The sequence below is a fragment of the Alteribacillus iranensis genome, from assembly GCF_900113025.1.
Classification (GTDB): domain Bacteria; phylum Bacillota; class Bacilli; order Bacillales; family Marinococcaceae; genus Alteribacillus_A; species Alteribacillus_A iranensis.
In genome coordinates this window covers 375,029-386,781 of the sequence record NZ_FONT01000002.1, presented here as the reverse complement: position 1 = coordinate 386,781, position 11,753 = coordinate 375,029, and the positions used below count along the sequence as shown (strand labels likewise).

11 protein-coding genes and 1 riboswitch are annotated in these 11,753 nt (G+C 43.9%); of the genes, 8 read left to right on the top strand and 3 right to left on the bottom strand.

Annotated elements, in window-relative coordinates; all coding sequences use genetic code 11:
* Positions 1–376: 376 nt before the first annotated feature.
* Together BM095_RS05810 and BM095_RS05805 are read left to right on the top strand one after the other, a co-directional pair.
* Positions 377–1,717, top strand: a complete 1,341-nt coding sequence (locus tag BM095_RS05810; RefSeq protein WP_091658802.1) for a hypothetical protein — start codon at positions 377–379, stop codon at positions 1,715–1,717.
* Positions 1,718–1,964: 247 nt separating this feature from the next.
* Positions 1,965–2,228: a hypothetical protein gene (locus BM095_RS05805; protein WP_091658800.1), complete on the top strand. Its 264-nt coding sequence runs from the start codon at positions 1,965–1,967 to the stop codon at positions 2,226–2,228.
* 277 nt (positions 2,229–2,505) lie between these two features.
* Here BM095_RS05805 and BM095_RS05800 read toward each other — a convergent pair whose 3' ends face one another.
* Together BM095_RS05800 and BM095_RS05795 are read right to left on the bottom strand one after the other, a co-directional pair.
* Entirely contained in the window at positions 2,506–4,218 is a 1,713-nt protein-coding gene (locus BM095_RS05800) for a GMC family oxidoreductase (RefSeq protein ID WP_091658798.1), read from the bottom strand.
* Positions 4,219–4,305: 87 nt separating this feature from the next.
* Complete coding sequence (locus tag BM095_RS05795; RefSeq protein ID WP_091658795.1) at positions 4,306–5,058, bottom strand: gluconate 2-dehydrogenase subunit 3 family protein; 753 nt, start codon at positions 5,056–5,058, stop codon at positions 4,306–4,308.
* A 495-nt stretch (positions 5,059–5,553) separates the two neighbouring features.
* Between BM095_RS05795 and BM095_RS05790 the strand changes: the two genes are divergently transcribed.
* From BM095_RS05790 to BM095_RS05765, 6 genes are all read left to right on the top strand, one after another.
* Positions 5,554–6,768 (top strand): NAD(P)/FAD-dependent oxidoreductase, encoded by a 1,215-nt coding sequence (locus tag BM095_RS05790; protein ID WP_091658791.1) that lies wholly within the window; start codon positions 5,554–5,556, stop codon positions 6,766–6,768.
* Positions 6,769–6,834: 66 nt separating this feature from the next.
* Positions 6,835–7,155: a (2Fe-2S)-binding protein gene (locus tag BM095_RS05785; RefSeq protein ID WP_091658786.1), complete on the top strand. Its 321-nt coding sequence runs from the start codon at positions 6,835–6,837 to the stop codon at positions 7,153–7,155.
* On the top strand, positions 7,145–8,380 hold the full coding sequence (locus BM095_RS05780) for an NAD(P)/FAD-dependent oxidoreductase (protein ID WP_091658780.1): 1,236 nt from the start codon (positions 7,145–7,147) through the stop codon (positions 8,378–8,380). Before BM095_RS05785 ends, BM095_RS05780 begins: the two co-directional genes overlap by 11 nt.
* Positions 8,352–8,615 carry a (2Fe-2S)-binding protein gene (locus BM095_RS05775; protein ID WP_091658772.1) on the top strand — a complete coding sequence of 88 codons (264 nt, stop codon included), beginning with the start codon at positions 8,352–8,354 and terminating at the stop codon, positions 8,613–8,615. The genes BM095_RS05780 and BM095_RS05775 overlap by 29 nt, the downstream gene beginning before the upstream one ends.
* A gap of 62 nt (positions 8,616–8,677) precedes the next feature.
* Entirely contained in the window at positions 8,678–9,553 is an 876-nt protein-coding gene (gene dpsA / locus BM095_RS05770; RefSeq protein WP_091658768.1) for a dipicolinate synthase subunit DpsA, read from the top strand.
* Positions 9,554–9,847: 294 nt separating this feature from the next.
* The gene (locus BM095_RS05765; RefSeq protein WP_091658765.1) at positions 9,848–10,051 is read left to right on the top strand and encodes a hypothetical protein; all 204 of its coding nucleotides are present in this window, start codon (positions 9,848–9,850) and stop codon (positions 10,049–10,051) included.
* A gap of 392 nt (positions 10,052–10,443) precedes the next feature.
* Here the strand turns inward: BM095_RS05765 and tenA are convergent, their stop codons facing one another.
* Positions 10,444–11,127 (bottom strand): thiaminase II, encoded by a 684-nt coding sequence (gene tenA, locus BM095_RS05760; protein ID WP_091658762.1) that lies wholly within the window; start codon positions 11,125–11,127, stop codon positions 10,444–10,446.
* Between the two features lie 84 nt (positions 11,128–11,211).
* Positions 11,212–11,302: riboswitch (TPP riboswitch) on the bottom strand.
* Positions 11,303–11,753: the final 451 nt, after the last annotated feature.

The window sequence follows — 11,753 nt, the reverse complement described above, 5'->3', positions numbered from 1 at the left end:
TGTGGGCGGTTTTAGTAGAAGTTCCTTTTTCTTTAGTCGAACTTCTTTCTCCAGCGCTTGTCGTATTAGTGTTCTTCTGCTAAATTCGCGAACGTCTGATACGGATCTTTTGCTAAAATCACAAACGTCCTGTTTGTGACGCAAAAGTCAACGCGTCCTGCGTAAGCCAACGCAGAAGCCAGCACGTCCTGTGCAAGTTCGGGCGCCTTACGCTTTTCTATCTGTCTAGCTTCAGCACCCAGCCGCTCGGGGTTTCTTCGGTGCAGTCAATGAAAGGAAAGGCACCTTTCTTTGCTGCCCCTGCAGAACCTGTCGCGTCTGAGCAGGGCGCTTGTGCTTTTCTTTATAAATAGAATTACAGTAGGAGTTATCTAATTTGAAACGTATAGCGAATAGCATCATTGTCGTTCTCATTATCACTTTTATCATTGGACAATTTTTCACGAATTCATGGGTGACGGGGCTGTATACCGTCCTAACCGCCTTAACCGCTTTGATTAGTTTGTTTTATAGTCGAGGAATTCCTAAAGTATTTGGGAGTCTTATGATCCTTGTGGGAGGCGCCGTTCTTCTTTATCAGCAGCAGCCGATGGACATGTGGGTAGAAGGCATAACGAGAAACTTGCCGCTTGTCTGTCTTGTTGTGGTCGTACCGATTTTAGGAATACCGATCAACATCGGACAGTATCACAAACACTTAGCTGGAATTACCGCGCGTTTTCACCAAAAGCCCCAAAGGATGTATTTGTTTCTATCCGGGCTGTTTTCGCTCATCGGACCGATCACCAACATAGGCTCGCTTTACATCATCCATGCGATGGTGGAAAAATTAAAATTGCCACATACCTTATTAGGACGAGTGTACGTGAGAGGCTTCACCTCCGTTCATACGTGGTCTCCTTATTTTGCATCCGTGTTTCTCGTCGTATATTCTCTTCAGGTCCCGATTTATCAGTACTTGCCGTATGGCCTGCTGTTAAGTGTGTTTCAAGTACTGACGGCATACGTTCTGTTTCGATTCGTTGAAATGAGAAATATTTCTTTCGACACACCGGAGCGTTCTCTTTCGAGGAGTAAATATAAGTTGTATGAGCTTTTTGCTGTATTGCTGCTGGTGACTGGTTTTATTTTCATTTTTGAACCAAGGATCCCGTTAAATGCTAGTGTGATCATCTCATTAATTGTGTTATTTTTTGCTTTCCTATGGGCGCTGTATTTAAAACATGCGAAACCATTTGTACACAAAGTGAACGATTACTTGAAAGAAGTTTTTCCGAACCGAGCCAATGAAGTGGGGTTATTACTCACGGCTGGATTTTTTGGCGTCGTGTTATCCAACACACCAATTTCTGATCACATACATAGCGTCTGGGTCATGCTGGCTGACACGTCTGTGTTTCTATTAATTATGATGACAACGGTGATTATTTCAGTTCTTTCTTTTATCGGCGTTCACCAGATTGTGACGATCAGCGCGATTGTAGCGACGGTGTCGTATGACGAATTGGGGATTCCTGTTATCATGATGGCGATGATGCTTCTTAGCGCCTGGTCTGTCGCAACGACCGTTTCCCCGGTTTCCCCTGTTGTGATAGGGGTTTCCAGTTTACTCAAAGAGAATGTGTTTCGCATTATTTTGCGGTGGAACTTGCTGTACGCCATCGTCTTGATGCTCGTACACACGACTCTCATTTACTGTTTATATCTTTTTTGGTAAGGACATAGCGTTCTTAGAGAACGGTCAAGCTTCAGACGCCCAGCCACTCTAGAAAAGGCCATGAAAGAAGATTGGGTAACTTTATGAATCCATTTCGGTTATTATCAAGGTTTTTAAAATTATATATAAGATCCAGTGAGTTAGTTTCTGGAGAGGAAAAATGTAAGAAATCCATTGTTTTCGGTATGGCTTCCTACGAATTGGTTAAGCTATGTTGGAGAAATGAACCATAGTAGGAGGAATGTAGATGGCTAACAAAATATTATTTAAAATAGGTTCCCCTCTATTAGCATTATTACTTGTAACGTCTTGTGGGGAAGTCGAAGAAGAAGAAGATTCATTTGAAGAGGAAGAACCATTAAATCAATACGAGGAAAATATGGATAATGGTCCTACTGAAAATGAAATGAATGATGAGTTTGGTGAGGAACTAGATGAAAATAAAGAGGTAGAAAGGGACATCCCTAAAAATCAATTAGAGAGTGACGAAGAAACAGAAAGTGATGAATAGTACAGCCAAATTTTTTCCTTGTGATGATATATCAGTCAGCGACGTAAATGCTTTTTTCTAATCCACTTACATTTATATGTTGTCTCCAGAGACCACCTTCATCGCTTAAGCAGATCAGCTCTGTCACCTATGTCTTACGAACAAAGAGCACACCAACTCTTTTTTTTGAAAGGTCGGTGTGCTTCTATGATACATTCATATAAACGCCGGGAAGTAACCCTGGTAAATCATTCTCGCGTTACCTGATTATTCTCAGTTTTTTCATCCATTACTAATCTTAAACAAGCGATCCGCCATCTTTACTATAGTCGATAATCCCTTCTGATGCTCTATAAGCAAGCGCTCCTAAAGTGGCAGTCGCATTGTAACCACTTTGATGAGGATATGCGGAGCCGCCAACGACAAACACATTATCAGCTTCCCACATTTGCAAATAAGAGTTGACAGCTGACGTTTCAGGGTCCTCCCCCATGATGACACCGCCTGTATTATGTGTCGCTTTATACTCTGTAATGTCATAATGTTCCATGGATTCATTGTCTGAAACATGCGTTGCTCCCATTTCCTGCATGATTTTCTTTGTTTGTTCATTCAGGAAGTGACCTCGCTTTCGATCGGTATCCGAATAATCGAACGTCATGCGAAGAAGGGGATAGCCGTGTATATCTTTATATGTCGGGTCTAAATCCAGATAATTATTCGCATGAGGTAAACATGCACCATACGTATATATATTGATCGAGCGGTTAAAATATTTGATCGATTGTTTTTTGAAATCACTTCCCCATCTTGGTGTGCCAGGAGGAACTTGATTGTTAGCGATTGGTCTTTTTGCGTATTGTCCCATGAGGATGGAGCCACCGTGCAGGAAGTCATGATCTGTGTGGTCAAAGTTATCTGCATTAAAATTATCTAATGTCGCAGCGAGCCCACCTGAGCCCATGGCCACATTGAATTTTTGATCGTCGAAAAACCCGTCCGTCCCTACGATTACTTGGTAACAGTAATTCTTTCCAATCGTACCTCTTTGTGTTTCCGGATTATAGGGAGTACCAAGTTCTGAGGCGAGCAACAAGCGGTTATTATTAAATGTGTAGCTTGTCAATGCCACGACTTCCGCTGGTTGTTCAAATCGCTCTCCTGTACGTGTATCAATGTAAAGAACCCCTGTTGCTTTCTCGCCATCATGCAGTACTTCAATGACTTCAGAATTGGGGCGAAGTTCGAAGTTTCCAGTAGCTTCCGCTGTCGGGATTACCGTAATGTTCGGACTGGCTTTCGCTCCGTATTCACAGCCAAACCGTTCACAAAATCCGTTATATTGACAAGCACCTATACGCTGGCCATCTGGATTTTGATAGTTTTGTGAGTTATTAGCTGCCGGCATGACAAAAGGATCCAGTCCCATGTTTTTCGTTGTTTCTATAAATAGATCCATTGCCGGTGTACTCTTCATAGCCGGGTTCGGAAAGGGTTCCGACCGCTCTCCACGAAGCGGAGTCTCATCAGCAGAAATACCAGCCATCTTTTCAAATTTCACATAGTACGGCTCAATTTCTTCATAGGTGATCCCCCAGTCTTGGAGGTTTAATCCATCCGCAATTTTACTTTCTCCATACTTTTCAATTGTTTTTGATCTTATTTCAAAATCATAGGGAGAATAGCGATCTGTCAGCCCATTCCAATGTGTGCCTGCTCCTCCAACACCTTCACCTAATAGGAAAGATCCAAATTTACGCATAGGTAATGCTCGCTGGCCACTATTATTTCTAAATGTTAGTGTTTGTCTCGATAGATCTTGCCCATTTTCATATCGCAAGGCATAACGGAGTTCATCATGTTTCATCGCAAAATCTTGTGTTTCCCGATTTCTCCCACGTTCTAACCCGACAACTTCTAACCCTGCTTTACTGCACTCAGCAGCAATAATACCACCTGTCCAACCTACACCTACCGTTACAACGTCTGTTTTAGGCAGTTTCGTAACCATAATGGATATACACTCCTTGTCCTGCGATTCATCTGTTATATACAACTCCATGAAAGGACTCATTCTTACTTTGCCGCTTACTTTCCCTTACGTGTTAAAGCGTTTATGTAAGCTCACCGGATCCATTTCAACGAAATCTTCAGATTCTATTTCTTCTGTATAACTCATTTGTACACCAGGATACTCCTTCATCTTCCAGCCTTGCATATCCTTATTACCGCCATAAAGAGGGTCTGCATAAACCCCTTCAAAAGTCATGGTGCGTAAAAGTTCAAAGAAGAGGCTTGAAGAAATAACAGACATGTCCACCTCATCATTATCAAACGCCATTAGCACCTCGTCCTGCTGTTTGCCTTCTAATTCCGCAAACCTTTCATTAAATGTCGATTGACTATACTTTTCGAGCGCTTCAATTCCTAAATCAAAAATCTCGTGATGCTTTAAATGCGTCTGATATCCTTGATTTGGCTCACCCTTATAGAAAGGACCTTGCCTATACTCTCTGTCATTGATTCCCCATCTGCCTGCCAGTTGGTGATCAATATAGTAAGGAACACCTAATTCAATTGCCCCTGGACCAAGTTCATCCGCTGGAAAAATCCGCTCTGTTGCGCTCGATAAGACCTGGAAATCAGCTCTACTCTTAAAATATTGTAAAGCCTGATCATGCTGCTGTAACTCTTCAGGTGCAACCTCAGGGTCAGTGGTAGTATTCCAAACTTCACTACCGAGTAATCCACCTAGAACACCACCACCAACCACCCCGCCAGTTACATAACCGGTTTTTTTAATGAAATCTCTACGAGTGATGGTTTTACTTTCATGCTTTTCATCAGCCATTTTTGAACCCTCCTATAACATTCCATCTGTTGGGTTGGACGAACAAATTTTTTGGGTAGGGCCACTATATACATCAGCGGATAAGCCGGCCTTTCTACCAATGATCAGTACCTAATATATGACCTGCAGACTCCACCTTTTTGAGAGGTACGTCCCGCTTTTCTTTACGTAAATAATCTTAAGAAAAACCTGAATGGAGCTATTTACTGCCCGTTAAGGCGTGAACTTCTGAATATCATCATTAACCACGAAAAGAAATTTATACATAATATGGCAAATTCTGTTTAAAATTGATTTCGATTGAGGAATGAAAAACGATTCCAGCCTGCTGCGAGCCCTTTTCTATCAGGACATGAACACAGAGGTTCTTCAGCTAAGCCCGCTATGGTAAAATGAAAAGTGTTAAATATGTAGATTCATCTCTTTCATAATGATCATGTTTGTCATAATAGATCGAATAGCAATATAACGTTGTTCGGATGGGCTTTTGCATAAATAGGTAAGAAAAGAAGTCATGGGTGGAGGAGGCATCACGTGAGTTATAAGGTAATCGTCGTTGGCGGCGGTTTGATTGGAAGTTCTACGGCCTATTATCTGGCGAAGTTCGGAGCGGAGGTCACCTTGGTGGACGCAAAAGATATTGCATCGGGGACGTCAGGTGCTTGTGACCGTGCCATTATGCTTCAATCGAAAAAGCCGGGGCCGACATTAGATCTCGCTATTCAAAGTGCCAGCGTCTATGAAACGTTGGAAGAAGAATTGGAAGCAGATCTGGAGTACAACAAGGCCGGTGGAATGATCGTCATCGAGACAGAAGAAGAATTAAAAGCAATGGAAGAAATGGTAGAACGACAACAAAAAGCGGGGATCGGCGTAAGACTGATCAGCGGGGAAGAAGCACGAGAACGACAACCCGCGCTATCAAAAAACATTATTGCCTCGACTTGGTGGGATCAAGACGCCGAGTGCAATCCATTACATGTTTCTTTCGCGTATGCGAACGCGGCTCGGAGACTGGGGGCAGAGCTGAAACTGCGCTCACCGGTGACGGGGTTTCTTCGTGAAAAAGACCGAATTGTAGGCGTCCAACTGAACAATGAAAAGGTATATGCGGATGCGGTTGTGCTGGCAATGGGGGTATGGACGCCTTTACTGTTAGAACAACTAGATATCGAGCTGCCCATTACACCGCGGCGCGGTCAGATTTTAGTAACTGAACAACTGGATAAAGTCATGCACGGCAATGTGTTAAGTGCCGCGTACATCGCAAATAAACTAAGAAGAAATCAAGGCAAACAAGCGGAGGACCCATACGGGATCGGGTTAGCGATCGGTCAGACGCACAGCGGCCAGTTATTAATAGGGGGCTCCCGACAATTCGCGGGCTATGAAACGGATACCGACCCGGAAGTGACACGAAAAATAGCGGAAGTGGCCGTCCGTGCATTCCCTATGCTTGCTAATGTACGGATCATTCGAACATTCACGGGGCTGCGTCCGTATACGCCAGATGGCATGCCAGTTCTTGGTCCCGTACCGGGAATGGAAGGCATATTTGTTGCTGCCGGACATGAAGGAGACGGCATTGCCCTTGCCCCTATTTCAGGGAAAGTGATGGCAAACGTCGCTTGCGGTGAAGACCCGGGAATCGACATACGGCCCTTTTCTATGGATCGTTTTCAAGAACCCGTTACTCCTAAAGGGAAATAAGAATTCCTCTCCTAAAGGGGACCGCTTCTATGAAACGGGATCAGCCAAAAGGGAGTGAAGAACATAATGAATGCCTACCGATTGGATTCCTCTGAAAAGAAACGAGAGCCCATCGAATTTTATTTTAATAACAAGAAATTAAGTGGCTATGACGGCGAGCCCATTGCCGTTTCCCTGCTTGCGAACGGAATTCAAACCATTCGAACGTGCGAGGTGACGGGAGAAGGACGAGGCGTGTTTTGCGGTATTGGCCATTGTTACGAATGCCGCGCAGAAGTAGACGGCGTGGCCAACGTACGGACATGCCTCACGCCGAACCATCAAGGAACAAAAGTCATTTCGCCTCGTTCGTTTACGATAAGGGAGACATTAAACGATGATAGTTGATGTAGTCATTATTGGCGCAGGGCCATCCGGCTTATCTGCTGCCATAGAAGTCGCGCAACATGGATTAACGGCAGCTGTGATCGATGAATATTACCGTCCTGGCGGTAGATTACTAGGACAGCATTACGAAGATCCCAATGCTCCTCCGGACGACAAAGTATGGGACGGCAAAAAAGTGGCAGACGAATTGGCGCGCAAAGCAGAGGACCTGGGAGTTCATTTATTTACGAATGTTACCGCTTGGTCGGTCAGTGGAAAATGGAAGGTTGAACTAACAGGGGCTTCTGTAAAGTCTGTAGAAGCAAAAGCCATGTTATTAGCGACCGGCTCCATCGAAAAGGCCTTGCCTCTTCCAGGGTGGACCTTGCCAGGAACGATCAGTATTGGCGCTGCGCAAACGTTTACGAATTTACACCATATTGCCGTAGGGAAAAAAGTGATGATCGTAGGGGTGGATCCTCTTTCTTTATCCGTCATGATGGAGATGAAAAACACGGGCATTGATGTCGTTGGCATGGTCCTGCCTCCCGATACGCCAGCGATCGGACACGGCCATTCACCGGCACGAACGCTCGAACGACTGAGTGACGTCGCGGGACTTGCTCCGAATCCGCTGTTGCGAACAGTCGGGAAATTTTCCTTAACCCGCTTTCCACGTCTTGTCGCCCACGCCTTGCGTTTTAATTTTCTTAAAGTAAATGGCGTACCGCTCCAACTCCGTAAAGTGGCGACCGAGATAGAAGGGAACGGAAAGGTCGAAGGAATCACACTGCAATCTGTCACAATTGATGGCAAGATAACCGGTGAGCCAGAGCATGTAGAAGTCGATACCGTCTGTTTATCAGCTGGCTTATATCCGATGGTAGATCTTGCGCAAACGGCTGGCTGTCCGATGGTCGATGTCCCTGAGCTTGGCGGGACGGTTCCGCTTCATGGCCCGGACATGTCTACCCCCGTGGAAGGGTTATACGTGGCAGGAAATATCACCGGCATCGAAGGAGCAAAAGTGACCATCGCTCAAGGCCAACTGGCGGGCATCTCAATGTTAGCGTCTTTTGGCAAATCAGGGTCGCTGTCCGTGCAAGAAGCAAAGGAGAACGTCAACAAAGCTCGTGATATTTCTCCACTGCGTTTCATGCCGGACATTGAAAAAGGACGCTTGAAAATGGAAGAAATATGGAAGGAAGAGGGAGTTTATGAGCGACGTAATCATTTGCAGGTGTGAAGGTGTCTGTCTTAATCAAATTACAGAAGCCATTGACCAGGGGGCGAGCAGTGTACCAGGAATTAAGAAAAGAGTTCGCGTCGGCATGGGATATTGCCAAGGAAGAGTGTGTCAGCCTGTTGTTCGTCAAATTCTCGAATCCGAACTGAAAGAAGACAGCAAAACAAAACCGCCGCTTCAGCGGGCTCAATCTCCCGTCCGTCCCGTTCTTTTAGGAGATATCCTCAAGGAGTAAGGAGCGGAATTCAAGCAGAAGGCAAACGAAAATCTCGCGAAATACGAAAAGGGGGTAAAAAAGTGGGGGAACAAACGAACTTCCTCGTAATGGGGGGAGACCAACGGTATGTGGAAGTTGTCCATCAATTATCTCAAAAAGGAATCCATATTTATTTAGCAGGTTATGATCATTTATCATTTTCAAAACCAAATGTTCAACATATCGATTCAGAGAATGCAGACCTTAGCAAAATGGATGCCATCCTGCTTCCTTTAAGTGGAACGAATGCGGATGGCGAAGTAGAAGCAGAGTATACAGATAAACAATGGTCCCTGACCCTTGACATGTTAAAGAACATGCCAAAACATGCCGTCGTCTACACAGGAATTTCTAACGAATATTTAGACCGTATTACTAGCGAAGCAGATAGAAAACTAGTGAAGCTCATCGCTCGTGACGATGTAGCGATTCTGAATTCGATCCCGACTGCAGAAGCGACACTAGGCATTGCCATCCAGGAAACAGACATAACGATACACGGTGCAAACGTGTTGATCCTCGGATTCGGAAGAACAGGTATCACATTAGCAAGACTCTTTGCCGCGACAGGAGCGAACGTAAGCGTCGCTGTTCGAAAAGAAGCAGATGCTGCGAGAATTACAGAAATGGGACTGCTTCCGGTTCGTATGGAGGATATCAACGAAGAAGTTACAAATATGGATATTTGTATCAACACGGTGCCTCACGAAGTGTTGAACGAAGACGTGATTTCCCACATGTCCCCGTCTTCCTTGATCATAGACATTGCCTCGAAACCAGGTGGCACAGACTTCAAAGCTGCAAACGAAAAAGGAATAAAAGCCATACATGCTCTCGGCCTTCCCGGAAAAACAGCACCAAAGTCAGCCGGAGAAATCATCAGCTCTGTTTTGCTGAAACTGTTGCTTCAGAAGTGATCATATTTTGCTTCAGGGAAGAAAAAAGAAGTCATGGAGCAAAGGTAACGGGTTCGCTTCAGAGGTGCAAACAAGTCATTCACAATCCAAAACGCATGGGATTTCACAATGAAATTCTCATGCGTTTTACTGTTGATATATAAGGGATTCTTTATCTTGTTCATACATTTACACCTTAAATTCGCAAGGGGAGAATAAGTCATTTCCTGACTACGATGTTGAGTGCGATTGGTCATGTTTAATAAAAGGGTTTGGAGATAAATGATAAAATGAATAGCAGAAGGAAGGCGTTGTATGACAAATAGAATAAAAATAATAATAGCAATAAGTGTTTTATCTATTGTTACAGTAGCGTTTTTAATTAGTACTCAATCATATTTCAATAACAAAGAAATTAGACTTGCGAGTGACCAATGCTATGAAATAGGTGGCTTGCCTAAAGTAGAACGTGATTCTCTGACTTTAAGCTTTTCATTTTCTCGCCAAAAGGATAACTAATTTAGGTGCAGTGTAATGGCTAAATGCTTATGTCACTAAAGGGGGAGCTTGTTGAAGAATAAAATGAACGTGAAATTTTTCTTTTCTAAGCTTTTTTATAGTGAATTCCGTTGGGTATTTCCATGATTTGACATGCGCCATGGAAAAGGTATGAGACAAGAATTCTAGTGAAGTCTATAAATGTATGTTTCATGGATGATAAAAACGAGGTCATAGAGCAAAATTATCTTGTTTTTTAAAGAAAAAGTGCTCCATGGACGTTTCATAAGACAAGTATTCCATGAAAAAGTACAAAACTATGTCTCATGGCATAAGAAAACGAAGAAAATAGATCATCCGAACGAATGGACCTCGTATCCACCGTTCGGATGAGTTTCGTTATACGCTGTTTCCTATTTTACCGATTCCGTCTTCTTAGAAAGCCATGTTTCAAATGTATACGACATTTCCCAGAATGCGAGCTCGTATTCTTTTGCGATCACAAACTGTTCTTTGATCTTTTCTTTTTCTGCGTCACTCGCCTGGTCCGCCAAGGAATCGAGCAAATCAATCATTTCCTGGGTGGAATTCTGGAACCAATCACTCGCATACATCTGGATCCAGTTGGCATAGATTTTTTCCTCCGGCTTCGCGTCTTGATATTTCAGCCCAATATCAGCATAGAGCCAATAACATGGCAGCATCGCCGCTACGATTTGTCCCAAGCTTCCAGACAAAGACGCTCGGTACAAATGGGACGTATAGGCATAAGCGGTAGGGGCCGGTTGAAAGGTTTCCATCTCTTCCTCGGTGATATTTAAGAGGTCCGCATGCTCCTTATGCACGGTGAGCTCTGCTTCCGCTGTCATCTTCGCTTTCTCAGAAAGACTCGCGGAAATGTGAAAGTCGTCTGCATGAGCTGCCGCAAACGCATGCACTTTCCCGTAATGCTTTAAATAATAAATATCTTGCATGATGTAGTTTTTAAATGTCTCGAGCGGCAAATCACCATTGGCAATCCCTCTTACAAACGGATGATTCAAACTCAGACCCCAGCTATGCTTCGTTGCTTCTCTTAATTCTTCTGTAAATCGCATAGAAAAATCCTCCTCTATTTTCGTTTCCGATGATGGAGGAGGAAATGGATGTACGCTATAAGAACACAATCATTTTATGTTGAATCAGCGTGACTTCCACTTCCCTCCGCTGGTATTAACCAGATCAGGTTCAAAGGGTGACTCTCAAGCCCGGAGGCTACCCCTAGCAGAAACGTATATTGTATTTCATCTCTACCGTAACATAGTTACTCGATTTTTCAAAATAATAATAACACAGAGTATGCGTCAAGTTTTCCTCGTGAAGGTTATTGCACTAATATTTCCAGCACTCGATTTTTGTACACCGTTTATCTCTGAAGGGGCGGTTTGACTTCCATTCGCTCTGGACGAATGCTTTCCGCGGGCATGGCTTGAGCCTCCTCGACCCTCTAAAGCGGGTCTGCGGGGTCTCAAGACTCATGCTTTTCCCGCAGGAGTCATCGCCCAAAGCTCCTTCCAGTCAATAAACTCGCTAGAAAATTACAAATAGCTATAGGATATATAAAACATCAATAAAACACAGATATTGCTTATTTTGGCCATCTTCACCCTTTTCCGTGGTTCTTCATGGGTGAAAAACCTTTCAAGGGTTTAACGTTGTCCTCGCTACGTTCACTCTTGAAGAA